Origin of the sequence: Pseudomonas putida (assembly GCF_028682455.1) — a bacterium.
GTDB lineage: Bacteria > Pseudomonadota > Gammaproteobacteria > Pseudomonadales > Pseudomonadaceae > Aquipseudomonas > Aquipseudomonas putida_AA.
The window spans coordinates 551186-577666 of sequence record NZ_JANHLD010000002.1; the positions used below are offsets into that span (position 1 = coordinate 551186).

Genomic DNA, 26481 nt, shown 5'->3' on the forward strand with positions numbered 1-26481 from the left:
GTACGCATCAATCATGCTCCGTCATATTCAGAATTTCCCACTCCAACTGAGGCGTGATATGCCCTGTTAACGCAAGCAGCAAAGAGTTCTCCTCACCTGTCTGGTGACGCTCCGCCTGCTGAATGGAGACTATCGCCCAATGCAGATGCGCCATCACTTCCCAGTAGCGCACGTGTTCGCGAGGGATCGTTCGGCCACTTTCGACCTCATACCCACGGTAAAATGCCTCGCGCTCGCCGATGCCGCCTGCTTCCAGCGCGTCCTGGCCAAAGCGCCAGCACTTTGCACAGAACCAACCAATGTCCTCCAGTGGATCACTCCAGCCGGCAAACTCCCAATCGATGATCCCGGTAAGCCCGTTTTCGTCGACCATGTAATTGCCAGTGCGCAGATCCCGGTGGCACAGCACGACCAGATCACGCTGCGGTGCATGGCGCTCGAGCCAGCGCAAGCCCCACTCCAATGCAGGGTAAGCCGTATGATGGCTGTCCAGAAATGCCCGATATTTCTCGATGAGATAAAGTGAAGGCGCCTGGTCATAACTCGGCAGAAACTCCAGCTCAGGGTGGGGCAGCCGAATGCTGTGAATTCGCGCCATTTCCCGACCCAGCCGTTCGGCCAACTCACCGCGGTCGCCTCCCCAAGGGGAGCCGGGTCGGCAGATAAGGTGTGCACTGGCGGTCCCCTGTATACGCCGCATGACAAAGAACGGCCGCCCCAGCACCCGTACATCGGTACACAGCGAAAGTGGCTCCGGCACAGTGACGCCCGCGTCGTAAGCAGCCTTGACCAAGGCGAACTCCTGGGCCCGGCCATGACTGGAGGCCACCCCAGATGCAGCATCGCTACGAACCACCAGCGCTTGAATGCCGGCATGGGGGCCATCACTGAATTCGGCATCAACCAACCAGTTTTCCTGAATGGCGCCTCCCGAGAGCAGCCGTACGGTGGTCAGTTGCGCGGAACTGGCATGGCTGGTGGTCGCCAGATACTCGGCGAGTCGTTGCTGTTGCTGATTGTCCACTATCGCGCTCCTAAAGTCCGCTGACCAAGTGACCGCCGTCGACAGCAAGGGTCGCGCCGGTGATATGCCGTCCCCCGTCCCCCACCAACAGTAACAAGGGTGCATCGAGGTCGGTCAATTCGCCGAAACGGCGGCTGGGAATACGCTGGCGCAAGCGCTCACCGGCTTCGCTGTTGAGAAAATCCTGGTTCAAATCTGTCACCACGTAGCCGGGTAGCAAGGCATTGACGCGAATACCGTAACGAGCCAGTTCCAACGCCAACGCCTTGGTAGCCTGCACCACACCCGCCTTGGAAATGGCATAGGGCGCCACCGCACCGGCTACACGCTCCCCAAGAATCGACGCAGTATTAATAATCACACCTGTTTTCCCGGCCGCTACCAAGCGCCGCGCACCTTCGGTGGCAACTAGCCAACCACCCTTCAGGTTGGTATCGAGCACTGCATCGAAATCTGCTTCTGTTTGCTCGAGGGCCGGCTTGGTGATCGTCACACCAGCATTGTTGAGGATGATGTCTGGCATACCAATACACGCGCACACTTCATCGAAGGCGCGACGCACACTCTGCTGGTCGGACACCTCCATTGCGACAGCTGAAACCTTCCCCGGCATGCCCGCGGCCAGGTCGCGCAAGCGGTCGATCCTCCGGGACGCTAACACCACCTCGGCACCGGCCAGCGCCAGTATCCGAGCGCAATGCAGACCCAATCCCGAGGAAGCACCCGTTACCAGCGCCCGCTTACCTTCCAGCCCGAACAATTTGTGCAGTGTGGCGTCGACCATGGCAGATCCCTCGAAATTTCTTTCGAATAATCATATCAATTGTCTATATATTTATACAAGGTTAGTTACGTCGCAATGCGCGTCAAATCACCTTAGCAATTCACATGAATACAAGGCGTACACATGGATACACAGCACCCTCTGCCCCCTCAAAGCTTCGCCGAACTGGTCCAACTGCAACCGCGAGATGGCCTCTATCAGGGGGTGTGTGGCCAGGCGAATCTGTCCGGTAATGTATTCGGTGGCCAACTGATGTCGCAGGCTTTCTACGCTGCTGCAACCCAGATCGAAACGACCAGGGCACTGCGCTCGATCCATGCCAGCTTCCTGCGCCCGCACCCGCTCACACCGCCACCCCGCTACCGGATTGAGCCCACCCTGCAAGGCCGCACCTTCAGCAATCTGGAGGTTCAGGTGCAACTACAAAACCAAGCCTGCCTGCGTGCCAGCCTGTGCTTCCAGTATCCGGAAGAAGGCGCAAGTCATGCTCAGCCCTTCCCTGACGCACCAGGTCCGGACGGATTGCCGGACCTGGTGGAGCTTGCCGAGCACTATCGCGAACGATTGAGCGAGGGAATGGTACGGGTACTGGGCAGGACGCAATTGCATGAACTGCGCCCAGTAGACAGCGAAGCCTTTCTGTTTTGCCAAGGCCGAGGTACGCGGTTGCGATACTGGATGCGCAGCCGCTTGCCTGTCGCGGATGATCCGCGCCTGCATGAAGCAGCCCTGATTTTTATGTCGGACGCCTGGGTCAATAGCCCCATGGTTCTGCCACATGTAGACGAACGCTTGTCGCGGAAATTTTTCGCCCCAACCTTGAGCCATGCCCTGTGGTTTCACGAAACGCCGAATGTGAACCGGTGGTTGCTGTTCGACCTGCAAAGCCCTGCCTTGCGTGGCGGCGCGGGACTGGTCAGCGGAGATATCTATGACCAGCAAGGCACGCTGGTGGCGAGCGTTGCCCAGCATTCCCTGTTTCGCCAGAGCTGATGTGTATCGAGACATAGCAACCGCACAAAACAACTAGCACACTTGTCACAGGCATGCTTATCATTAGCCTGCTAACAATAATTTCGGTGCGACCATGCCTACTCCTGTGACCTTGGGTTTCGTCCTGCACGATGCCGCACGCTTGATGCGCAAGCGATTCGAACAACGTTCCCGACATACCGGCCTTACCCGGTCGCAATGGCACGTTCTGGCAATTCTTTCAAAGAACGAGGGTATTCATCAGAAAGGCCTGGCTGATCTTATGGAAATCGAATCGATCACACTGGTGCGGTTGCTCGACAAAATGCAGGAGCGCAACTTGATCGAACGTCGCCCGCACCCCAGCGATCGTCGGGTCACGCAGCTTTTCATGACACCCGAAGCAGTACCCTTGCTGGATGTCTTGCGCGGGCTGGGTAATCAGACTCGCAGCGAGGCCATCGGGAGCTTTACCGATGAAGAACAACGCCAGTTGTTCGACTTGCTATCGCGTATGCGCGAACACTTGATTGATGCCTGCAATCAACCTGTCGATGCCGTTGGTGAGGCTGATCATGTCTGAGCCCACACTTTCCAGCGCACCTGCCTCCCCTCACATCCCCGCTAAGCCACGTCCGGACAATCGCGAACAGGGACCTGCGTACCTAGACCTCGAGCGTACGGCGCAAAACGCCCCGCCTGGTCCTGGCGACGCCACCGCTAATCCCAAACGTCAGCGCGTTCGCAAAACGCTGTTCCTGCTGATTCCATTGGCCTTACTCGGCGGCGGCTATCTGTATGCAACCGGCGGCCGCGTGGTATCCACTGATAACGCCTATATACAGGCTGACAAGGTCGCCGTCTCCACCGATGTGTCCGGGCTGGTCGACGCCATCGAAGTGAAGGACAACCAGATGGTTGCCCGTGGGCAGGTGCTGTTCCGCCTGAATGCCGAACCCTTCCAGATTGCCCTAGCCAGCGCTACTGCCAACCTTGGAACGGTACGCAACCAAATACTTAACCAACAAGCGGGGTACAGTCAGGCACTGGCCGAAATCGATCAGGCTCAGTCCGAGCTGCCATTCTTCGAACAAGCGTTCCGACGCCAGGAAAAGCTTCTGGCCGTCAATGCCGTATCCCGCGCTACTTATGATCAAGCGCGCCATGACCTCGACACCACGCTGAAAAAAATAGCAGTCGCCAAGGCCCAGGCCAGGGCCGTCTTGGCCCAGTTAGGTGGCCGGCTGGACATCCCTGTGGAGCAGCAGCCAACCTGGCTGCAAGCCAAGGCCCTGGTTGACGAAGCGAAGCGCAATCTTAACAACTCGGTAGTGCGGGCACCGTTTGACGGCATAGTTACCAATGTGGACGCCCTCCAGGTCGGTAGTTATCTGCAACCACCACAATCAGGTCTCAGTCTAGTGGCGAGCCACTCACTCTGGGTTGCGGCCCAACCGAAGGAAACCGAGCTGACGCACGTGCGACCAGGCCAACCGGTAGAAATTCGCGTTGACAGCTATCCTGGCGTTGTTTGGCACGGTGAGGTCGAGAGCATCAGCCCCGCTTCAGGCTCGAGTTTCTCGCTGCTACCGGCGCAGAACACCACGGGAAACTGGGTCAAGGTAGTGCAACGGATCCCGGTGCGCATTCGGATCGATGATCAGGTTGGAAAGCCGCCCCTGCGCCATGGCATGAGCGTGGAGACCGAGATTGACACCGGCCGCTCGCGAACCATGGCTTTCGGATGGGGCTCTAGCCAGGATGCTGGCCATGAATGACGGAGGCGTCGCGCCCAATCGTGCGCTGCTGACCTGTTGCGTCATCCTTGCCGTGATCATGCAGGCGCTGGATACCACCATCGCCAACGTCGCCCTGCCGTATATGCAGGGTAGCGTTTCGGCCAGCGCCGATCAGATCAACTGGGTACTGACTTCCTACATCGTCGCCGCTGCAATCATGACGCAGCCGTCAGCCTTTCTGGCCCGTCGATTCGGCCGTAAACGCGTGCTGCTCAGCGCAATCGTCGGCTTCGTCATCACCTCAATTCTTTGCGGCCTGGCCCAGACGCTGGAGCAGATCATCCTGTTCCGATTGCTACAAGGCCTGGCGGGCGCGGCATTGGTGCCGTTGTCACAGGGCATCATGCTCGACAGCTACAGCCTGAAGGAGCGAGGTTCGGCGATGGCGCTGTTCGGCGTCTCGGTGATGGTCGGCCCGGTGCTGGGCCCAGTACTGGGTGGTTGGTTGACGGAACACCTGAATTGGCGCTGGGTTTTCTTCATCAATCTGCCGATCGGCTTGCTGGCATTTGTCGGTTTGATGAAATACGTCCGCGAAACCACCGTCGACCGTGAAACACGCCTGGACTGGTTGGGGTTTGGCTCTTTGAGCGTGGCAATTCTTGCCTTTCAGCTGTTGCTGGACCGCGGTGAGCATCTGGACTGGTTCAGTTCCGGGGAAATCCTCCTCGAACTGGTGGTGGCACTGGTGGCGAGCTACGTGTTCCTAGTGCACATGTTTACGGCTGACAAGCCCTTCATCAGCCCCAGCCTATTCAAGGACCGTAACTTTGCGCTAGGGGTCGTTTTCATTTTCATCATCGGTATTACCTATCTCGCCTCACTGGCACTAATGACCCCTTACTTGCAAAAACTGATGGGTTATCCAGTGCTCGATGCGGGCCTGGCCATGGGCCCCCGAGGGCTGGGCACCATGCTTACGATGTTCCTGGCCGGACAGATTATCGGCAAGGTCGATACCCGCTGGCTGCTGTTCACCGGGCTGCTGCTCTCGGCGCTGTCGATGCACTGGATGTCCGGCTGGACGCCGGATGTGTCGATGCACACCTTGATCGCGGTGGGCTTCGTGCAGGGGGCTAGCCTGGGGTTGTTGTTCGTGCCGCTGAACACCATTGCTTTCGCAACGCTGGATCCCAAGCTGCGAGCTGATGGCACGGGCCTATTCAGCTTGTCGCGAAACGTCGGCTCCAGTGTCGGCATTTCACTGGTAACGGTGCTATTGACACGCAACACCCAGGTGCTGCACGAAGAAATCAGCGGCTTGATAACGCCGTTCAACAGAGCACTGGAAAGCTGGGCGGCCAACAGTTACTTCAACCCTGCCGGTATTGCGGGACGAACACTGCTGGACCAGACCATTACTCACCAGGCCACCAGCATGGCCTATCTCAATGACTTCAGGTTGTTGATGCTACTGGCAATAGCAGTCATGCCACTACTGCTGCTGATGCGGCCCAGCGGCAAGCCCGACCGGGCCGATGATGAGGCGATGGTGCTCGACTGAGGGATGGCGCCCGCAAGTGGCGCCCTTCCTGTTACACCCGAGTATTGCGGATGATCTTCTGCAACATTCCCTTGAGCAAGGCCAGGTCATCCCAATCCAGACCTTCGATGGCTTTCTGCTCAGCGGACTTGGCCTGTACAAACAACTTCACTGTTAGCTCGCGCCCTTTTGTCGTCAGGTCAAATTGGCGCGATACACCCTCTCCCTCCACGGTAATCCAGCCAGCGCTTATCAGTCGGTCCATTTCTGCGTCATCGAAATGGTGCTCGCCCAGGCTCAGAATTTGATTGATATGTGCCAAGGTTCGGTGTTTACCGGCAGCGAGTACACTCAGGACGAAATACCCGCACTCGCTCAACCCCATAGCCTGCCAGGCCGAGCGTACCGGAACGGCGAGTTGCATGGACGCCACACCGAGTAAAAAGCCCAGGTAGTCCTTATTGAAACTACTGCCCACATCCTCGATCTCGGCGACGGCTGCTGCACGCGGAAAGACTTTGGCGTACTTCCCGCCATGGAACGCCAAGGGAGGATGGGCCCAATGATCGAATGCGATCACTTCCCCCACAAAAATAATGTGATCACCGCCCTCGTAGCGGTAACTCGTGCGGCACTGAAAACGTGCGGAACAATCACCCAGCAACGGAACGCCCCCTGCACCGCGCTCCAGCGCAAGGCCTTCAAACTTGTCGATGCCCCGTTTGGAAAACCGGTCTGACGTCGACTGCTGATCAGCCGCCAGTACGTGCACGGCGAAATACTCGCCCTCCATGAACGCCGGCAAGCTCCCTGAGGTCTTGGTCAGACTCCAGAGCACCATGGGCGGCTCCAGAGACACGGAATTGAAGCTACTGGCTGTCAGCCCCACATCCCGGCCTTCGGCATCCTGAGTGGTGACTATGGTAACGCCGGTGGCGAAGGCGCCCAGCGCGTTGCGGAACTGCCGGCTATCAATAACCACATTTGACTGACTCACGCTGCTCTCCTCGGTTCACCGCTGTCCGCCCTCTGCAGGCGAACGGTCTAGAAAATCATATTAATTATATATCTATTAATCAAGCTATAAGGTCGTGATCTGGGCTTGTGTATTCATATTAATCATATATACCATAATGCACGGATCATCATCACTGAGCAGAGCTATAACAATGAAGACTCAAGTCTGTGAAATGCTAGGCATCGAATTACCCATCTTCGCCTTCTCCCACTGTCGGGACGTCGTGGCTGAAGTTTCCAAGGCGGGCGGAATGGGGGTATTGGGCGTCAGTGGCTTCTCACCCGAGCAGCTTGAGCAAGAGCTGGCCTGGATTGACGAGCACATCGAAGGTCGTCCCTATGCCGTGGACATCCTCATCCCAAATCGTTACGAGCAATCGGCCGCGCGCCTGCAAACACTGCCGCCACTGCCTGAAGTCAATCAACGCTTTCTTGGCCAGCTCTGTGACGACGCCGGCATGGCTCCCCTACCGGCCGGCGAGTCGCAGCGTATGGTCCAGGAGTATCTGGAACGGCTGCACATGACCCCTGAATCGGCTGAAGAGCTGATTGAAATTTCATTGCGCCACCCGCTGGTGAAACTGGTGGTCAATGCGCTAGGGACACCACCTCGGCACAAGGTCGATGAGCTTCACGCCCGAGGCGTCAAAGTCGGCTCGTTGGTGGGACGCCTGGATCACGCCAAAGCACAAGTTGCAGCAGGTGTGGACATCATCATCGCCCAAGGTAGCGAGGCCGGCGGGCATACTGGCACGGTCAGTTCGATGGTGCTCTGGCCTCAAGTGGTCGATGCTGTCGCGCCGATTCCGGTATTGGCAGCCGGCGGCATTGGCCGCGGCAGGCAGATGGCCGCCGCCATGGCCATGGGCGCCGAGGGTGTCTGGTGCGGTTCCATCTGGCTCGGTACCGACAAAAGTGAACTGGCACCTGAAATGAAGCAGCGGCTGTTTGACGCCCGTTCGGAGGAGGCTATTCAGTCTCGCGTGATGACTGGTAAACCCTGTCGCATGCTGCGTAGCAAACTCACCGAGGCTTTCGAACAACCCGGTGCGCCCAAGCCTCTACCGATGCCCTTGCAGACTATTTCGGTATACGAAGCGCGCACCCGTATCGAGCGCTCCCATGCCGTGGACTATATGAGCCACCCGGTGGGCCAGATCGTCGGCGACATGCACGGTGAAACCACCGTGAAAGAGATCTTCTACAACATGCTCAGCGAATACTTGGACGCCACTGATCGGCTGCAGACTCTGGTCGCCGAATAGACCCACGTGTTTCCAAGGGCCCGGTTCGTGTTCCCCACCGCCGGCCCTTTTTTTCAAGTGAGGCTATCACCATGAACGAACAGCACATCCACGCTTTGGCTGCCCGCTTGGTGACGGCCCGCCAGACTCTGACCCCCATAGAACCTCCCAAGGACATGACCAAGGCAGAGGCCGTCGCCGTCAAGCACCGGTCTTTGCAGCTAGTGACAGCAGGCAATCCGGCGCTCATCCGCGGATACAAAGTGTCTATGTCGATGACCTGGGGTGCGTTGACTGACGACATGATCATCCAGGGCCCTGCATCGTTGCACCGGGATCGACTATTCGACCCACTGGTGGAGACCGAAGTGGTGTTCTGCCTGGACGACGCCCTGGATCCGACGGCCACCCTGGAAGAGTTGCTTGGACAATCACATGTTTGCGCAGGGATCGAGATTGCTGATAGCCGATGGGCCGGATGGCAACCGAGCGCCAGTGAGCAAAACGCTCGTGGCATTCCGAACCGCACCCAGATCGAAGCCGACAACGCCCTGAGCGGTATGTTGGTCCTGGGCGGGCCGTGGATTGCGGCACACACGCTGGGTGACTTCGACCTCAACATGGCAGCCTGGCATGAAGGTCGTCGTCTGGCTGAAGGTTCGCTTACTCACATCATGAATCATCCGGGTAATGCCGTACTGTGGCTGGCCCGAGAATTGGCGAACAGTGGGTTGTTTCTGGAGTCCGGAACCCTGGTGTCGACGGGTAACCCCTACCGCGATTTGATCACCGTGCCCAAGCACGGCGGTTTATTCGAAGCCCGGCTTGCCGGGGTTGGCTCGGCCTTCGTGACCTTTGTTTAAGCCGGCGAGAGCCTGAGCTTGCCGCCAATAAATACCAATGATATACATGATTTAGTCACTTCCCAGTATCACCTAGAAAAATAACAAGGAGTAGTGCCACATGAAAATCCAAGCAGCCCTGGCGTTCGCAAGCAACGGCCCTCTGACTATCGAATCGGTTGATATCGCGGATCCCGGCCCTCAACAGATTCTGGTGAGAGTGGTAGCCACCGGCCTGTGTCACACCGACCTCAACGTATTGGCGAATCCGGCAATGCCCTGGCCAGTACTATTCGGTCATGAAGGGGCCGGTGTGGTGGAAAAGGTTGGCAGTCAGGTGAGCAAAATAGCTGTAGGCGATCACGTCATCATGACCACATCCTCCTGTGGTAAATGTCCGTCATGTCTGGCCGCTAATCCTTCGTACTGCACCAGCTTCCGCGCCTTGAACATGTCCGGCGGGAAGACCTGCGATGGCGGATGCACGCACCAACACGATGCCAAGCCGGTGTTCGCCGGTTTCCTTGGCCAATCTTCGTTTGCCAGCCACTCGCTGACCAGCGAACGCAATGTGATTAAAGTCGATGCAGATTTGCCGTTGGAGGTACTTGCGCCCCTGGGCTGCGGTATCCAGACCGGCGCCGGAGCGGTGTTGAACACCTTGCGACCGCGCGCGGGCTCCAACCTGGTTGTGTTCGGTGCCGGCGGTGTCGGTTTGGCTGCGCTGATGGCGGCGAAGATTGCCGGCTGCAGACAGCGGATCGTGGTCGATAAAGTGCAAAGCCGCCTCGACCTTGCCCAAGAGCTAGGCGCCACCCATGTGATCAATGCCAGCGACACCGATGCAGTGGCGGCGATCCATGAAATTACCCGAGGCGGCGCCGATTACAGTGTTGAGGCGACCGGTGTCCCAGTGGTGATGCAACAGGCCATTTCTGCCCTGGGTATTGGCGGCAATGTGGTGCTGGTGGGCATGGCCGGCGCCCAGGCCAGCGTCACGTTCAACCCCATCGAAGTGCAAAGCAAGAACATCAAGATCCAGGGCAGCATCATGGCCGGAGTCGACGGTGTGCCGGACCTGTTCATTCCCGAACTGATCGGCTATTGGAAGGACGGACTGCTTCCCGTTGAGAAGCTGATTCGGTTCTACCCATTCGATCAGATCAACCAAGCGATCCACGATGCCCATGACGGCAGCGCGATCAAACCTGTCCTGCGCCTGCCTTGAGGAAGAAGCCATGTCCGTTGAAAACAATAATCATCGCATCGAACGGCTGTTCGCCCTTCAACGCGCCACCCGTGTGGCGCGCAAACAGGAAAGCGCCGACGTCCGTGGGGCCAAGCTTGCGAAATTGAAAGACGCCATCGTGGCGCGCATCCCGCAAATCGAACAAGCCCTGTATGAAGACCTTCGCAAGGCTCCCAACGGCGGCAAAGGCGGCGAAATCGCCTCGGTGTTGGGTGAGCTGGCGACGGCCATTGGCCAACTGGAGCAATGGATGGCACCTAAGCCCGTTGCGCAGTCGTCTTACCTGCCCAACACTGCCGCGCACATCCAGTATGAGCCACGCGGCGTCATACTGCTGCTCGGCGCCTGGAACTTTCCTTTTGCCCTGGTCATGGCGCCGCTGGTGGCGATCGTTGCCGCCGGCAACAGTGCCATCGTAAAGCCTAATGAACTTCAGCCTGCGACGAGCGCAGTGATCGCCGAGCTGATCGGCTCGGTGTTTGACGAACAAGACGTCGCTGTGGTCGAAGGCGGCATCGAAGTCGCAGAAGCGTTGCAAGAACTGCCATTCGACCACGTGTTCTTTACCGGCAGTCCGGCAGTAGGCAAACGTGTAATGGCTGCCGCCGCGCGGCATCTGACTACAGTGACACTGGAGCTAGGCGGCAAATGCCCGGCCATTCTCGACAGTGCGTACGACCTGCATGAAGCCGCCGCTAAAGTAGTCGGTGGCCGCTTCAACAACGCCGGCCAACTGTGCCTGTCAGTGGACCACGTATGGGTGCCCCACTCGCTTCATGAAGAGTTCTGCCGATTGTTGGCCGAAACCATCGAGAAGATGTTTTACGTCAACGGCGAACTGAGCCTCGAGCGCCTGCCGCGCATCGTTAACACGCGCAACTTCGAACGGGTGCTGGGCTATGTCGAGGACGCTTGTCAGCGTGGTGCGCGGGTGTTGCGCGGTGGCCAATCCGAACGAGAAAGCCTGACCATCCACCCGACGTTGCTCGACAACGTGCCGTTGGATGCTCGCATCATGCAGGAGGAGATCTTTGGTCCACTGCTGCCGGTGCTGGCCTATGACAACTTGGACGAGGTACTCACGCAGATCGATCGCACGGGGAAGCCGCTAGGCATGTACATCTTCAGCCATGACCAGGCGTTCATCGACCAGGTCCTGTTGCAGACCTCCTCCGGCGGTGTCACGGTCAACCATGTGATGATGCACTTCGTTGAGAAGAACCTGCCATTCGGCGGCGTGAACGGGAGTGGCATGGGTCGCTATCACGGGCACGCTGGCTTCCTCGAATTGTCAAATGCCCGCTCGGTATTGGTCCAGCAGAGCGCCTAAACCTTCTCAAGGACTCCATCACATGTCTCTTGATCCGCAAATGCAGGGATTGCTGAATGCTTTCGGCGCCCTGAAGTTACCGCCTTATGAAGAGCTGACCGCTGAAACCTTCAGGGCACTGGCTGACGCCAAGCGTGTCAACCGCGGCCAGGGCGAACCCCTGGCCGAGGTCAGCGATCGCCAGATTGCTGGCAACGGTTCGGATATCGCCGTGCGGCTCTATCGCCCACACACTAAAGGTGTGCTTCCAGCGCTGGTTTACTTCCACGGTGGCGGCTTCGTACTGGGCGACTTGGACAGCCACGATAACCTGTGCCGTGCTTTGAGCAACCGGCTTGGCGCCCTGGTCGTGTCGGTGGACTATCGACGCGCACCGGAGGCCAAGTTTCCGGCGGCGTTCGACGATGCCTGGTCAGCTGTGCAATGGGTAGCCGGACAAGCCTTGGAGCTTTCGATCGACCCGTCGCGACTGTTGGTGGGTGGTGACAGTGCTGGCGGTAACCTGGCTGCCAACGTCTGCATCAAAGCGCGTGACAGCGGTGGCCCGGCCATCGCGCACCAATTGCTTTTCTACCCGGTTTGCGACAATGACCTAGGTCGTACCTCCTACCACGAGGTGGGCATTGGTTATTTCCTCGAGACCGACATGATGCGCTGGTTCTGGGAGCAATACCTGACTGCACCACAAGATGCCGACAAACCCTATTGCTGCCCATTAAAGGCTGACGATCTGTACAACTTACCGCCTGCGACGCTAGTGGTGGGTGGTTACGACCCGCTCAAAGACGAAGGTCTGGCCTACATCGAACGTTTGCGCTTGTCGGGTGTTCCGGTTCACAGCCTGGTATACCCCGGTGCGATTCATGGCTTCATGAGTTACATCGGGATGCTTCAGCTTTCCAACCAAGCCCTGAATGAGACCATTGATGCACTGCAAACAGCGCTGGCTCGCGTTTGAGTAACAAGTTCCTACCCTAAAAATTCAATAGGACTGTTTCATGGAAATCAAAGGCAAAAATTTTCTGGTAACCGGCGCTGCCTCAGGGCTGGGACTGGCTACCGCCAAACGACTGTTGGCTGGTGGCGCGAACGTGCTGCTCAGCGACATCAGCGCGGACATCGGACGCACGGTGGAGGCGCTGGGCCCTAACGCCAAGGGCCTGCAAGGCGATATACGCAGTGAGGCCGACATGGGGCAGGCCATCGAGGCTGCCAGCGGGACCTCTGGCCTGCACGGGGTCATCCATTGTGCCGGTGTTGCTGAAACCGAGTTTCTACTTGATGCCGATGGCAATCCGGCCAATCTTGCTAACTATCAACGAATTGTCGATATCAACCTAGTCGGCACCTTCAACGTTCTTCGTCTGGCTGCGGCACGGATGCGCAACAATCCGGTTGTCGGTTCCGATAACGAGCGTGGCGTGATCGTGACAGTCGCTTCGGTATGTGCTTTCGATGGCGGCGCGGGTCAAGTGGGTTATGGTGCTTCCAAGGCTGGTGTGGTGGGCATGACCCTCCCGGCTGCCCGGGAGTTGGGCAACCATGGCATTCGCGTAATGACTGTGGCACCGGGGCCATTTGCAACCGCCATGCTAGCCGACAAGCCCAGTGATCGCTTGCAGGCCTCTGCCCAGGCGACCCCTTTCCCACGTCGTTTGGGTCAAGCGGAAGACTTTGCGCTACTGGCCGAGCAGATCATCGTCAACGTCATGCTCAATGGTGAAACCATTCGGCTCGATGGCGGGATCCGCTTGCGCTAAACACCCGACAGATTCTGCGGGCGGCTGGTGCGTGAGCCGTCCCGCATTGCTAGCCGCCGCTCAGGCCAACCCTTTCAAACCTACGCACTCATCCGCCAATTGTTCAGCTTGCACCGGTACACGCTGCTGGATCAGACGCCGAGCCTGCATGAACTCCGCCGGGCGACCCACGCAATCGACAGCAATCAGTTGGCCGCCCTTGAGATAGAACGCGCTGAACTGACCGTCGGCGAGCGAGCCACGCAGAACGAATTGGTCATGCCCTTCAGACAGCCCCGCCATTTGTAATTTCAAACCATATTGATCCGACCAAAACCAGGGCAATGCCTGTAGTTGCTGGTTCTGCCCGCACAAGTTTGCCGCGATGCAGCGTGCGTGCTCATTGGCGTTGGGCACCGACTCTAGGCGCATACGTCGCCCAAAGAAGCCACAGGGGTAATTCGCACAGTCCCCTGCAGCATAAATGTCCGGATCGCTGGTCTTGCAGAAAGCATCCACCCGAATGCCATTTTCCAGCGCCAGACCTGCCTGCTCAGCCAATTCAGTATTGGGAATCAACCCAACGCCCACAATCACTCGATCGGCAGGGATGACCCGGCCATCAGTCAGCACCACTGCGGCAACGTTCTTGCCTAACGCATCGGCCTGGAATCCGACCACCGCGGCGTTGGTGAGCACTTCCACCCCGTGACCGCGATGAAGCTTCTCGTAGAACTGTGACAGCTGAGGCGCCGTGACCCTGGCCAGTACCCGTTCGGCCTGCTCCAGCACGGTAACAATGTGGCCACACCCTCTGGCTACTGCCGCCACTTCCAGCCCTACATAGCCGCCTCCGACGATGACAAGTCGTTGCTCCGCCTGCCAGCCGTCTCGAATTGCAAGCACATCCTGCTGAGTACGCAACACCTCAACACCTGCAAGCTCCGCCCCCGGCAACGTCAGGCGCCGCGCCCTGCCACCCGTGGCCAGTACCAGCTTGCCATAGCCAAGTCGCTGCCCGCCTTGAAGCTCTACCTGGTGCAGATCGGGCAATAGCCGAACGACCGTAGTCCCCAGCATGCACTCAATCCGGCCTTGTTCATACGCTGCAGCGGGCCACAGTTGGAGGGACTCCAGGGAAACCTCGCCGCGCAGGAACTGCTTGGATAACGGCGGGCGCTGATAGGGCAATACCGGTTCATCGCTGACTAACACAACGCTACCTGCGAAGCCCTGCTGTCGAAGGGCAAACGCTGTTTGTGCAGCGGCCTGGCCGCCACCGACGATCAGAACGTCGCAGAGCTTGATTGACTTGGACATCGTTGCGCACCTTTTTTTGTTGACCTTGTTGCAATCACATTAATCATCTATAAGATACAAATCAATGGCAGCGACTCAATTGCTGGAACACAACCGCTGATTTGTCTCACCCACAACAAGAAGAGGTGTAATTCATGAAGCTTGGTGATGTTGACCTGTCCGACTCTGGCGTATTTGAAGGTGGTGTTCCTTATGAGTACTTTGCCTTCTTGCGAAAAGAACACCCGGTAAGCTGGCAGACCCGTGCGGATGGCAGTGGGTTCTGGTCGGTAACCCGTTATAGAGACATCCAGGAAGTGGAGAACAACGTCGAAGTATTCAGTTCCGAGACGGGGGTATCGCCTTTGGATGTTCCTGAAGAGGTGTTGGCCGCAACCGTTGGAAAGATGATCATCCTTTCCGACCCGCCTCGACACTCCACCTTGCGCAAGCTGATCATGAGCGGCTTCACCCCCAAGGCCATCTCGAAAATCGAGGACCGCATCCGCCAGTTGGCGGTGGAGTCCATCGATGCGGTGATCGAGCAAGGTAGGTGTGACTTCCATGACCTGGCCGCTCATATGCCTATTGAAGTAGTCGCCGACCTGCTCGGTGTGCCCGCCGAGGATCGACAGAGTCTGTTCGACTGGGCCAATGCCATGTTCGGCGGCGAAGATCCACGCATCTCTAGCGCAGGTGGCATGCACAAGGCGCAACAGGAAATGTTCGCCTACGCCATGCAACTTGCCGCCAAGCGTCGCGCCCAACCTACTGAAGACGTGTTCAGCCTTGTGGCCAACGCCCAGCAGGACGGCGAGATGCTGTCCGAGTTCGATCTGGGTTGCTTCTTCCTGATTCTCGCCACTGCCGGTAACGAGACCACGCGCACCCAAATCCTGCATGGCACATTGCAATTGATCGAGAATCCCGACGCGATGCAGGCCCTGCGGGAGGACCTCTCGTTGCTGCCCAACGCCATCGAAGAAATGCTGCGCGTTACTACACCAGCGCTGTGCTTTGCACGTAAGGCGAAGGCTGATTACATACTCGACGGCCATACCATCAAGGCCGGCGACAAGGTAGTGATGTGGTATTGCTCGGGCAATCGGGATGAAACCGTCTTCAGCGATCCGGACAAATTCGATGTCCGTCGTGCCAATGCTCGCGAGCACCTGGCTTTCGGTCACAAGACCGGTATCCATCGCTGCCTCGGTGCCATGCTGGCGCGCTCCGAGCTGGTAGCCATGTTCAAGGAGCTCATCACACGCCTACCGGATATCCAGCTGGATGGCGAAGTGCAGCGCCTGCGCTCGAACTTCACCAACGGCATCAACAAAATGCCGGTGCGTTTCAGCCCAGGTAAATCGGCAAACGCCGATAACAGCCTGAGCTTCTATGCCTCCAATGCCTCACGTCCACAAACCTGCCCCTTCACTGGCGCCACTGCCCAACCGCACTCATCCCACTGATAAGGACAATTAAAATGAGCATTACCCTTACGCACCTCGCCACTGCCACACTCAAACTGGGTACGCCAAACTACCTTCCCAACACACCCCGCGGTACACGCGCCATTGTCGATGTGTTATCGGCGCAGTGGGAAGGCGAACGCCTGAACGCCACCCTCAAGCCAGTTGCCGCGGCCGACTGGGCTCTGGTAAGTCCTGACGGTACCTTGCACGTCGATGTGCGCTGCACTCTGGAGACCCATGACGGTGCGTTGATCCATGTCAGTTATACCGGCCGCGCAAGCGTCGGCGCTGATGGCACTTCCCCACTCATGATCACACCGACCTTCGAAACCGGCGATAGCCGCTACGCCTGGCTGAATAAAGTCCAGGCCGTTGGGCGCGGCGTCAAGGGCGAGAACGATACCCTCGTCTACGACATCTACCAGGCGAATTGATCCTTATGCTCCGGCCCCTGCCAAACAACACTTCACTCTCTGGCACAGGTAGCGACGCGCGCGGCCTGAAATTGACGCCGCAATTCATCACCGTTGCCACCGACTGTGTTGTCCGGATGGGGCTGGACAAAGTGTCTATGGATGATATCGCCCGCGCTACCGGGCTTTCCCGCGCTACCCTGTATCGCCGTTATGGCAGCAAGGAAGGTTTGTTTGCTGCCGTACTCGATGCCCAGTCACGCCCAATGGAAGCCAAGGCCCAACAGATTCTGACCGGGGCCGACTCGCTACCGGAGCGGATCGCCCAATTCGTCTGTTGGTCGGTCTTGGAAGTGCCCCGCAATGCGCTGCTCAGGGGCCTGCTCAATAGCGGTGTATCGCGCAGTGGCCTTGAACTTTTCAGTTCGGTATTTCGCGCCAAGATCAGTCGCATCCTGCTGCCGGTTATCGGCGCCGCCAAAGCCCGCGGAGAACTGCGTGCTGAGCTCGACGTTGATGAAATGATCGAGTGGCTGGTTCGCCAGCTTCTGCAGATCAAGGCCAGCGATGACTGGACTGCAGAGCGCCTGCGCCATCATTTGGATACTTTCGTGTTACCTGTGCTGATACCTCCCACTGCTGCTCTGCTGCCATCTTGTGAAGGGGCTGAAGGTGTCGAGTCGCGCCTGGCCAGGCTTGAGGCACGACTTATGGAAGTCCACCAATTGTTGGCACTGTTTCGTCAGGAAATCACCGGCCACACCCCTCTATAACAACAACGGACACAAACCGATGCCAAACCTCACATACATCGAAGCCAACGGAACCGCACATACCGTGCAGGCCAACGAAGGCACCAATCTGATGGAAATAGCGGTTGCCAATCTGATCCCGGGGATACTGGGCGACTGTGGCGGTAGCTGCAGTTGTGCAACTTGCCACACTTATGTCGACCCTGGCTGGATGGCATGCGTACCAGCAGCCACTGATGAGGAGCTTGAAATTCTCGACGGCGCCCTGGACGTGCGGGAGAACAGCCGACTAGCGTGTCAGGTGTTCATGAGTAATGCCCTGGACGGACTGATAGTGCGGATACCGGAACGTCAGTTCTGAGTTGAGTTGGTTATTACGCCACTTTCGCCAACACGAACGCTGCGATGCGGCCACAGCGTCGCAGCTAACGAGTCAATGTAAGTCGCTCATGGCGGCAGCCGTGTTGTCCGCGGCAGGCGCGCTAGCTCATCGGCACGGTAGAGCAAGCCCAGGCGAAATGCAGTGGTTTCAAATTCAGGTTCCTTTCAGCCACGATTACATGGGCCCTCTGCGTCGAGGGCCCTTTTTCACGCCGGCATGCTCACCGTTTTCAAACGGATGAACTCGTCCAATCCGGGACGTCCGCCTTCCTTGCCGTAGCCGGACAGGCCTATCCCGCCGAAAGGCGCGCAGGCCGGAATATTGCGCGTACCGTTGATGTGCACATAGCCGGTCTTCAGCGCCGCAGCCAGGCGGTTGGCACGGCCCAGGTCGTGGGTCTGGATATAGCCGCCCAAGCCATAGCCGGTGGAGTTGGCCAGGGCGATGGCTTGCTCTTCCGTTTGGAAGCGCTGGATCACCAGCACCGGGCCGAACACTTCCTGCTGCGAGATCTCACTGGCTGGATCGACGTCGGCGAACACCGTAGGCCGCAGGTAGTAGCCGTTGGCGTACTCGCCACCAAGTCGCTCACCACCCAGCACCAGGCGCCCAGCACCACTGCGCTTAGCCCGCTCCACCATGCCGAGGATGCGCGTGCAGGCATCCTCGTTGATTACTGGACCGACAATGGTGTTCGGGTCGAAGGGATCACCCAGCGGCAGGTGCCCGGCTACCATCCTGACGGCCTCAACCATGGCATCATAGATGCTGTCCTGCACCAGCAACCGGGTCGGCAGCTCGCAACCCTGACCACTGAGCAGGCCAACGCTCCAGAATGCTGCCATCTGTGCCACAGCCGCAACGTCCGCATCCTCGAAAACAATATTGGCGGACTTGCCACCCAGCTCCAGCACAGCGGGCTTGAGCAGATCGGCACACTGGTGAAGGATCTTGCGTGCCGTCGCCGGGCCGCCTGTAAAGGTCACCTTTTGCACGTGCGGATGACCGATCAAGGCTTGCGCCGCCTCCGTGGAGCCCGGCAGTACGTTGATCACCCCCGGTGGAATCCCTGCCTGCAGCGCCAACCTGGCGAACAATTGGGCGACAAAGGGTGTTTGCTCAGCTGGCTTGATCACTACGGTGTTGCCAGCGGCCAGGGCCGGTGCCACCTTCATGCCGAGGGAGATCAGCGGGCCGTTCCAGGTGATGATGATGCCGATCACCCCATAAGGCTCAGGCCGGGTGTAGATCAGTTCCTCGGCTGGCGGCATGGATACCACCTGACCATCGATCTTGTCGGCCCAACCGGCGTAGTAGCGCGTCCATTCCGCCCCCAGACGCGGACCACCAGCTCCGACTGTGATCGGCGTGCCACCTTCGATCGCGGCCAGGCGGATGAACTCGTCGGTATGTGTGTCGATAAGGTCGGCAAAACGGTTCAATAGTAACGCGCGCTGCGCTCCGGGCAGGCGCCGCCAGACCTCGAAAGCCTGGCTGGCACAGGCCACGGCCTGATTGACTTCGGCAGGTCCAGCCAGAGGAATGTTGGCCTGGTGTTCACCAGTAGCCGGGTTGATATGGGCAAACACGCCGCCACTGGCACTGCTCAATTCATGCTCGCCAATCAGCAGGCTGCTGGCAGGCGGGGTACGGTCTTGACTCATCTTGCTGATCTCCTTGGCTGGGTCAGACGCGAATTTGCTGGCCGTCATCGACCGCGATGATCTGCCCGCGCACGTAGCTCGCCGCATCCGACAGCAGGAACAGGCCCACCTGGGCGATCAGGTCCGGCGTAGCCACACGTTCGGTAGGACGACCAAGCATCTGTCCCCACTGGGCCATCTGCTCCACGCTCATCAGCGGCTGCATACCCTCAGTGGCAACCGTACCCGGAGCGACAGCATTGACGCGGATATTATCCTTGGCCAACTCGCGCGCCAGATTGATGGTGAGTCCGTTGACCCCCAACTTGGTTAGCGAATACACGCCGGTGGCCTGATAGGCGCCGATCGAAGACACATTGACGATCGCACCGCCACCACGCCTACGCATCGCAGGCACCGCGGCACGAGCCATCCACAGCTGGCCGTTGAGCATCACCTCGGTGATCTGCCGGTACTTTTCCACTGGAATATCGATCAGCGACGTGAAGGCAGCCGCCGATAGCAAGCCGGCATTGTTGACCAGGTAATCGACGCCGCCAAAGCGCTCTTCGGCGGCCCTCACACAGGCCTCGCAAGAAGCCAGGTCGCCCACGTCGGTGCGGACCGCCAGCAACTGCTCTTTGAAACCCAGCTCAGCAGCAGCCCTCTGAGCCTGATCCTGGTTGATATCGGCGATCACCACGCAGGCGCCCTGCTCCACCAACAAACGAACATACTCGCGCCCCATGCCTTGGGCGCCACCGGTAACGATCGCAACCTTGTTGTCGAAACTCATGTGTTTGCTCTCCATCTTGTTGTTGTCACTCGTTAACGCGTCGAGCATGACGGACAGTCGGGCTCGCTACGCCACATCTATATAGATGATACGCACGATTAAATTTGAAATACAAACTGCATCTGTAATCGCCGAGCATCTGCGAATAAATATAAATCATATGGATGTTTTGTTGACGAGCGCCCGGATCATAAATACGATAAAGATTCAGATGCGTGATGTATTTCAAATTCGCAACAACCAAAAGGAGAGTGCCTTGGCCAGAATCACCCGACAGGAAAGCCAGGACATCACGCGGCAATGTCTGCGCGCCGCGGCGCGCAGCGAGTTTGCCCAGTACGGTATCGCCGGCGCTTCCATCGATCGCATCACCGAGGCCGCCGGCTACTCACGGGGCGCGTTCTACTCCAACTACTCCAGCAAAAACGACCTGGCCCTGGAACTGATGAGAGAAAACAACTCCCTGGCCATCACCCAGTGGCGCACGCTGATCGACGAGTCCCTGGACCCCGTCACACTGTTGCAACGCCTGGAACAACAATTCGACCTAGACGCCAGTCAGCGCCAATGGTGGTTGCTCGCCGTCGAACTGCGCCTGGAGGCCGAACGTTCCCCGGAGTTCGGCGAACGCTTTGAAGCCGTCAATGGCGAGACCATGCAACAGTTGCTGGAGATGATTGGTAGCCTGTGCCGCGCCACCGGCTGCGAGGCAAGCGCCGACCCGGACTACATTACCTTCGTCGTCCACACCTTCACCCATGGCCTGCAGTTCGAACGCAAAACCACACAGGATCGCTTCAGTAGTCCCGGGAGACTCTTCATCCGCCTGATCTATGACCTGCTCGGTCGCCCCGCAGGCATCGAGCTGTCCTGATACGCCAGCCAAACAACAAGAGGGACACCACCGTGACCATCCCCGCCCATGTACCCGCAGACCGTGTGTTCGACTTCAACATCTACGACTTCGCGATCGACGGCGCTGAATACCAAGCTGGCATGCAGCAATTGCTGCATGGCAAGGCCCCGGAGATTTTCTGGACGCCACACAATGGCGGTCATTGGGTGGTAACCCGCTCCGAACACATCAACGAAGTGCTCAATGATCACCAACACTTTTCTTCCCGGCAGATTGTCGTACCGAAGCCGACGATTGAGCGACCACTACTCAAACCGCTGCAGGTTGATCCGCCGCAGCACCTTAAGTACCGCAGTCTGCTGGCCGCCGCCCTTTCGCCGAAAGCCGTGGCCAGCCTGACGGAAAGTGCCCGCGTGCTGGCCATCCAACTTATCGAGGCGTTAAAGCCCCGGGGCGAATGCGAGTTCGTCAGTGAGTTCGCCCAGCACTTGCCCGTCGCCATCTTCATGAACATTGTCGATTTGCCTGAACAGGATCGCGGCCTCCTCACTGACCTGGCCGAGATCGTAGTGCGCGAGGAGGACGAGCGGTTACGTGGCGAAGCGCTGATCAAGATTGCTGGGTATGGCATGCAAAAAGTCTTAGAGCGCCGCGCCAATCCGGGTAATGATCTGCTTAGCTCGATCGCTACCGCCAAGGTGGACGGTGAATTGCTGAACGACTACGACCTGACCGGCATGCTCACACTGTTGTTGCTCGCAGGCCTGGACACCGTGGCCTCAATGATGGGCTTCTTCGCCCGCTTCTTTGCCCTCAACCCAGCGCATCGTCGCCAGTTAATAGAGGACCCAAGCCTGATCAACAACGCTGTGGAAGAGTTGCTGCGCCGCTACCCTATCGCCAACCTGGCCCGCGAGGTGACCCAGGATGTCGAATACCACGGCATCGACCTAAAGGCCGGCGATATGGTTGTCGTCCCCACCGCCCTCGACGGACTGGACGAACGCCGCTTCGAAGATCCGCTGACCGTCAATTTCAACCGCGACAAGCCGATACACGCTACCTTCGGCGGCGGTGTACACCGCTGCATGGGCTCGATACTGGCACGCATCGAACTGCGCCTGTTCATCGAGGAATGGTTCAAGCGTATTCCTGACTTTGAAATCAAGCCTGGCACCGAAGTGAAGTTCGCGGCGCGCGCGGTCGCCACAATCACCTCATTGCCGCTGGTTTGGAGCCCGGTAAATACTGACTAATTACAGGGATATCTTGGTATCTATTGGCCGATCGCTTGCTCGCTGGGAGCAAGCGATGAGCGCTCTGTCACCAGGCAACTATCTCAGCCCAGCTTGCCGCAGAAAAGTTCGTGCCCCCCATCGGCTGGGCCTCCCCGTACAACCAATGCATAGCCTCCAGCGTGCAGCGTGTCATATACCACCGGTACGCTCTTGCGAAGATGGATGCCCGGGCCAGGCGAGTAGTACTGTGTGTTTACTGTTTGGTTCAGGTCGTAGACAGGTTTAGCCCCAAGGCTGCCACAGCTTCCCGAATACACATAAGTGTACAAGCGCGCAGGATAGGACGTTTGAATGGGCACACCACTCACAAACAACCAAAGGTCCGTTTGACTACCCATCGGGGTCAGAGTGGCTTCAGCGATACGGCCGGGATTACTCGTAGTCGCGTTCAGGGAAACGGAGGTGATCTGCTGCGGTGAAGTTGCGCATCCGACCATAGATCCGACGGCTACTACCAGCGCTAGCGAAAAAACGATTTTCATCGTAGACCTCTAGATTCGTAAGGACACATTGAAGTGATCCCCCTTATGAATTCTAGACGTCCGAGGTAAGCAGGTCGTACTTCGGATAGTCGGTCATGTGCGAAAGTTGATCAGCATTTCGATATCCATCAACCAGCGTGAAGCTATCTCGGTTATGTGCACAAAAAAGCCGGATATCGGGCAAACCTCTGCACCCGACACCCGGCCTGAATTACAACTTTTATGCAGGAGTCAGCGCACTCCTGTCCCCGCCATGGATTCGGAACGGAACGTGTAGTCCGGGCTGCGCGGTACTTGTTTTATGTAGCCATTTTTGGGGTTGATATAACTGCTGACGATGTACTGACCTTTGCTCAGGTCGTAGGTAAGGGTGCAGAAGCTCATGGTGCCTGCCGCCCCCGATTCGTTGCGTACATACTGTGGAAAGCTGAAGTTGTAGCCGACACGGAAAATCTTGCCGGCATCATCCTTGGCCTCAGCAGCCACCAAGGCCCAGGAGTCCTCATCAATATAGAAGTTACGCTGGGCTGCGATGTGACGCTTGCCCTCCTTGCGGGTTGCTTGAACTTCCCAAACCCGATGCAATTCCCAGCGCACGCCTTGTGGATTGACGAAACTCTTGTCCAGCAACTGTTCCGGCGTCATGGAAAGAAACTTGAACTGGTTGTAAGGCACGATAACTTCTTTCTTGCCTACCAATTTGAAGTCGAAGCGATCCATACGCCCGGAGAACAAGTTCAACTCGTCATAGTTGAGTGCGCCTGACAATGATGCACTCGGTGTGTCATAGGAAAATTCGGGTGCCAAGCGTGTACGACGCTGGCCGGTTGTGTAGGACCAGGTGCGCTGATCCTGTTGGTCGAAACGCGCGGGATACCAGATCAATGCCTTCTGCCCGGCGTCGCGCGATGGCGCTACTGTTCGGTTGAGCATGCGATAGTAATTATCGGCACTGCCCTCGTAAGGAGTTGCCTTGGAATCCCAATATGGATAGTCAGAGTTTTGGTAGGACTCGTTGGTCATTGTCCGGTTTCCGGCCGTATCGACCAACCAACTCTCCATCCGCAGTTCGTATTCTGTCTGGTCACGGGTCAAGGCATTCCACATCGCCTCATACCCACTTTTCGGAATCGGGAACGGTGTCCCAAACCAGCAGCCGCGCAAACCGACACCGCCGCCCTCGGTCTTGCATTCCGGATTGTTGACGTTTTTCAAGGTGCCGGCGATGCGGTCCTTGGCCATTTCCGGATAGCTGCGATGCGTTGGATAGACTTCGATTTTGAAGTCGTTGAAGCGCTTGAACAACTCTAGCGTGCCAGGGGTCAACTTGTCCCGGTACTGATCCAAGTTGGCGTTGGTAATAGTGAAAATTGCCTTTTCGTCCGCATAAGGATCAGCGGGGCGTGTATCACCTGGTTTATAAGCGGCTGGTGGCGCTTTGATGCCCCCGGTGTATGCTGGAATGCTGCCATCCTTGTTACCAGCAACTTCCGCACCCCACGGGGTCAGGCTTTTACCCAGTTGATCGATTTCCTGCTGGCTCGGTTGGGCGTGGGCAGTAACGGCGACACTCAAGGCAATAGCTGCGGCCAATGCGTGAATCGAGTACGACATGATGTTCTCCTTGGCTCTTCGAAAGGTAGGTTCAAGCGCGAGCGAACGAACGCGAGGCAACTGACTGCACGTCTGCAGGCAGGACCAGAGGTGATATCAAGACGGGGATCCGCGGAGTGGAACGCACTCGAGATGTGCTGTTCACGGTTAACAGCAGGCTTGCATTCATTGAAACCTCCCCACCCTTTTGGATTTTTTGTAGGTGACGCTTATTCAACGGAGGTACCGCAAGATGAGGGGGGAAAGACTCGATTCCCGGCCCTATCCTGTTAATGATCTTAATCCTATTGATGATTATGCGTCAACGCTGAATAAGACATTTACCGATGTCTTGAGTGGATGCCGTGCAAAGAATGCAGACAGCCCGGCCGGTCAATACCGGTCGGGCCGTTGTACAGCGCAAATGTCCTCGGGTTAGGCGGTGGAGGGATAACCCCCACCGCCATGCAGCTCGTTGGCGGCATCACGGTCTAACTGACCGTCACGGCCACGTGGAAGGCTGTTCACGAACTCGACTACCTTCGGTTTTTTGTACGAAGCCATGCGTACCCTGCAATGTTCGATCAGCGCCTGGGCATCTAGATGCTGACCTGCGCGCAAAACCACCAGGGCCTTGACGTTTTGGGACCAGACGGGATCTGGCACACCTATAACGCAGGCATCCAGGACTTGCGGCAGCATTCGCAGGCAACTTTCGATCTCGGCGGGGTAGATATTCTCTACACCAGACTTGATCATCGTGGTCTTAGGTCCCACGAAGGCAATGGCACCGTCTGGCAAGCGCTTGCCAAGGTCACGCGTACGGTACCAGCCATGCGCAGTGCGCTGCTGATTCTCCTCATCCCGATCGAAGTAGCCCGCCATGACTTGCGCACCACGTACGCTGATTTCCCCGACTGTGCCCTCGGGTACTTCCTGACCACCATCGTCCAGGATGCGTACCTGAACCAATGGCGAGGGGCGTCCGGCACCTTCGCCACCCAGCCAGCCCATTACCGTAAAACCCATTAATTCGGTTTGGCCATAGAGCCGAGGGGCCCGGTTGAGCGGCGCACTTTGCGGCATCACCATAGGGTTGGTCCACTCCGGAGCCAGTGGTGAAGACCACAGGCTTGAGACGTCGAAGCGGCCATCAGCATTGATTTGGCGAATCTGTTCCAGGGTCGGCTGCGCAACGAAGGCGTGGGTGACCCGTTCCTGTTCAATCAGTTGCAGCATGCGCTCAGCGTCCACACGAGCGATGAATACGTTCTTGCCCCCGAACTGATAAGTCGCCAGGGTCGACGTCAGGGTGCCCAGATGAAACAGCGGACCTGAGTTGAGGAAAACGGCGCTTTCACTGATGCTCTCGGTATAAGCCAGCATCAGGCCTTGATAAAGGATGGTGCCTTGCGTCAGCAGCGCCGCATTAGGGTGGCCTCCAAAGGCCGCAGTATAGATCGCCAGTAACGGGGTGTCCGCATCTACCCGGATATCGATATCGATATCCGGCTGTCCAGCGATCCACTGCTCGTAGCCCGTCTCATCGTCGGCTTGAACCCATAACGCAGGGTGCTGACTTAACTCACGCGCATGGGCCACCGCCTCCCCAACCTCCAGCTGCTGCCAGAGCACTACAACGGGTTTGAAGTCTTCAATGACAAAGACCAGTTCGTGCGCGCTTTGGCGCCAGTTCGCGGGGCAAAAAATCGCACCCAGCTTAGCTGCCGCCAATAAACATTCGAGTACCCTGAAATCGTTCTGGCCCAGCCACAGTATTCGCTCGCCGGCTGTCACGCCGGCAGCTTGGAGGGCATGGGCCAGACGGTTCACCCGCGCATCAAGTTCCGGCCACGTCAGGCGTACGTCGCCATCCACGACTGCTTGCATGGTTGGGCGCGAGCGCCGGTGCTCACGCAAAACATCTGCTACGCCGTGCATGCGAATCAGGGTGAAGTTATCTTGAGCCGTCTGGGCGTGTTGCATCTTACGAGTCCTCATCCATCACCCCC

The 26481-nt window shown here is 58.0% G+C and carries 24 protein-coding genes; 16 read left to right on the top strand and 8 right to left on the bottom strand.

Annotated features, from left to right (window positions below):
• Positions 1–7: 7 nt before the first annotated feature.
• Entirely contained in the window at positions 8–1024 is a 1017-nt protein-coding gene (locus tag NPS58_RS13215) for a phosphotransferase family protein (RefSeq protein ID WP_274115799.1), read from the bottom strand.
• A 10-nt stretch (positions 1025–1034) separates the two neighbouring features.
• Positions 1035–1808, bottom strand: coding sequence for an SDR family NAD(P)-dependent oxidoreductase (locus NPS58_RS13220; protein WP_274115800.1), 774 nt, complete (start codon positions 1806–1808; stop codon positions 1035–1037).
• Between the two features lie 123 nt (positions 1809–1931).
• Here NPS58_RS13220 and NPS58_RS13225 point away from each other — a divergent pair, with 123 nt between their 5' ends.
• The 4 genes from NPS58_RS13225 (at position 1932) to NPS58_RS13240 (ending at position 6083) form a co-directional block, all read left to right on the top strand.
• Positions 1932–2801, top strand: coding sequence for an acyl-CoA thioesterase (locus NPS58_RS13225; RefSeq protein WP_274115801.1), 870 nt, complete (start codon positions 1932–1934; stop codon positions 2799–2801).
• A 94-nt stretch (positions 2802–2895) separates the two neighbouring features.
• Positions 2896–3363 carry a MarR family winged helix-turn-helix transcriptional regulator gene (locus NPS58_RS13230; RefSeq protein ID WP_274115802.1) on the top strand — a complete coding sequence of 156 codons (468 nt, stop codon included), beginning with the start codon at positions 2896–2898 and terminating at the stop codon, positions 3361–3363.
• Positions 3314–4558, top strand: a complete 1245-nt coding sequence (locus NPS58_RS13235; RefSeq protein ID WP_274115803.1) for an HlyD family secretion protein — start codon at positions 3314–3316, stop codon at positions 4556–4558. The genes NPS58_RS13230 and NPS58_RS13235 overlap by 50 nt, the downstream gene beginning before the upstream one ends.
• Positions 4551–6083, top strand: a complete 1533-nt coding sequence (locus tag NPS58_RS13240; protein ID WP_274115804.1) for a DHA2 family efflux MFS transporter permease subunit — start codon at positions 4551–4553, stop codon at positions 6081–6083. The genes NPS58_RS13235 and NPS58_RS13240 overlap by 8 nt, the downstream gene beginning before the upstream one ends.
• A 31-nt stretch (positions 6084–6114) precedes the next feature.
• On the opposite strand, the gene NPS58_RS13245 is transcribed toward NPS58_RS13240, so the two are convergent.
• On the bottom strand, positions 6115–7059 hold the full coding sequence (locus NPS58_RS13245; protein WP_274115805.1) for a flavin reductase family protein: 945 nt from the start codon (positions 7057–7059) through the stop codon (positions 6115–6117).
• Positions 7060–7231: 172 nt separating this feature from the next.
• On the opposite strand from NPS58_RS13245, the gene NPS58_RS13250 reads away from it, so the two are divergent.
• The 6 genes from NPS58_RS13250 to NPS58_RS13275 all read left to right on the top strand — a co-directional run bounded on the left by NPS58_RS13250 (position 7232) and on the right by NPS58_RS13275 (position 13504).
• Entirely contained in the window at positions 7232–8344 is a 1113-nt protein-coding gene (locus NPS58_RS13250) for a nitronate monooxygenase (RefSeq protein WP_274115806.1), read from the top strand.
• Positions 8345–8415: 71 nt separating this feature from the next.
• A complete protein-coding gene (locus NPS58_RS13255) occupies positions 8416–9186 on the top strand; it encodes a 2-keto-4-pentenoate hydratase (protein ID WP_274115807.1) in 771 nt (256 codons plus the stop codon).
• 100 nt (positions 9187–9286) lie between these two features.
• The gene (locus tag NPS58_RS13260; protein ID WP_274115808.1) at positions 9287–10393 is read left to right on the top strand and encodes an NAD(P)-dependent alcohol dehydrogenase; all 1107 of its coding nucleotides are present in this window, start codon (positions 9287–9289) and stop codon (positions 10391–10393) included.
• A gap of 10 nt (positions 10394–10403) precedes the next feature.
• Positions 10404–11744 (top strand): aldehyde dehydrogenase family protein, encoded by a 1341-nt coding sequence (locus NPS58_RS13265; RefSeq protein ID WP_274115809.1) that lies wholly within the window; start codon positions 10404–10406, stop codon positions 11742–11744.
• Between the two features lie 22 nt (positions 11745–11766).
• Positions 11767–12702, top strand: coding sequence for an alpha/beta hydrolase (locus NPS58_RS13270; RefSeq protein ID WP_274115810.1), 936 nt, complete (start codon positions 11767–11769; stop codon positions 12700–12702).
• Between the two features lie 40 nt (positions 12703–12742).
• Positions 12743–13504 (top strand): SDR family NAD(P)-dependent oxidoreductase, encoded by a 762-nt coding sequence (locus NPS58_RS13275; RefSeq protein ID WP_274115811.1) that lies wholly within the window; start codon positions 12743–12745, stop codon positions 13502–13504.
• Between the two features lie 60 nt (positions 13505–13564).
• Here NPS58_RS13275 and NPS58_RS13280 read toward each other — a convergent pair whose 3' ends face one another.
• Positions 13565–14803, bottom strand: coding sequence for an NAD(P)/FAD-dependent oxidoreductase (locus NPS58_RS13280; protein ID WP_274115812.1), 1239 nt, complete (start codon positions 14801–14803; stop codon positions 13565–13567).
• A gap of 134 nt (positions 14804–14937) precedes the next feature.
• Here NPS58_RS13280 and NPS58_RS13285 point away from each other — a divergent pair, with 134 nt between their 5' ends.
• The 4 genes from NPS58_RS13285 to NPS58_RS13300 are packed head-to-tail and all read left to right on the top strand — an operon-like array spanning position 14938 to position 17780.
• Positions 14938–16251, top strand: a complete 1314-nt coding sequence (locus NPS58_RS13285) for a cytochrome P450 (RefSeq protein WP_274115813.1) — start codon at positions 14938–14940, stop codon at positions 16249–16251.
• Positions 16252–16265: 14 nt separating this feature from the next.
• Positions 16266–16688 carry a DUF3237 domain-containing protein gene (locus NPS58_RS13290; protein WP_274115814.1) on the top strand — a complete coding sequence of 141 codons (423 nt, stop codon included), beginning with the start codon at positions 16266–16268 and terminating at the stop codon, positions 16686–16688.
• Between the two features lie 5 nt (positions 16689–16693).
• Positions 16694–17440: a TetR/AcrR family transcriptional regulator gene (locus NPS58_RS13295; RefSeq protein WP_274115815.1), complete on the top strand. Its 747-nt coding sequence runs from the start codon at positions 16694–16696 to the stop codon at positions 17438–17440.
• 19 nt (positions 17441–17459) lie between these two features.
• Entirely contained in the window at positions 17460–17780 is a 321-nt protein-coding gene (locus NPS58_RS13300) for a 2Fe-2S iron-sulfur cluster-binding protein (RefSeq protein WP_274115816.1), read from the top strand.
• Positions 17781–18007: 227 nt separating this feature from the next.
• On the opposite strand, the gene NPS58_RS13305 is transcribed toward NPS58_RS13300, so the two are convergent.
• Entirely contained in the window at positions 18008–19465 is a 1458-nt protein-coding gene (locus NPS58_RS13305) for an aldehyde dehydrogenase family protein (protein ID WP_274115817.1), read from the bottom strand.
• 22 nt (positions 19466–19487) lie between these two features.
• A complete protein-coding gene (locus tag NPS58_RS13310; RefSeq protein ID WP_274115818.1) occupies positions 19488–20240 on the bottom strand; it encodes an SDR family NAD(P)-dependent oxidoreductase in 753 nt (250 codons plus the stop codon).
• Positions 20241–20496: 256 nt separating this feature from the next.
• On the opposite strand from NPS58_RS13310, the gene NPS58_RS13315 reads away from it, so the two are divergent.
• Positions 20497–21114 carry a TetR/AcrR family transcriptional regulator gene (locus NPS58_RS13315; RefSeq protein WP_274115819.1) on the top strand — a complete coding sequence of 206 codons (618 nt, stop codon included), beginning with the start codon at positions 20497–20499 and terminating at the stop codon, positions 21112–21114.
• Between the two features lie 32 nt (positions 21115–21146).
• Positions 21147–22352 (top strand): cytochrome P450, encoded by a 1206-nt coding sequence (locus NPS58_RS13320; RefSeq protein WP_274115820.1) that lies wholly within the window; start codon positions 21147–21149, stop codon positions 22350–22352.
• A 755-nt stretch (positions 22353–23107) separates the two neighbouring features.
• Here NPS58_RS13320 and NPS58_RS13325 read toward each other — a convergent pair.
• Positions 23108–24490, bottom strand: coding sequence for a DUF1329 domain-containing protein (locus NPS58_RS13325; protein WP_274115821.1), 1383 nt, complete (start codon positions 24488–24490; stop codon positions 23108–23110).
• A gap of 414 nt (positions 24491–24904) precedes the next feature.
• A complete protein-coding gene (locus tag NPS58_RS13330) occupies positions 24905–26455 on the bottom strand; it encodes an AMP-binding protein (RefSeq protein WP_274115822.1) in 1551 nt (516 codons plus the stop codon).
• Positions 26456–26481 lie beyond the last annotated feature (26 nt).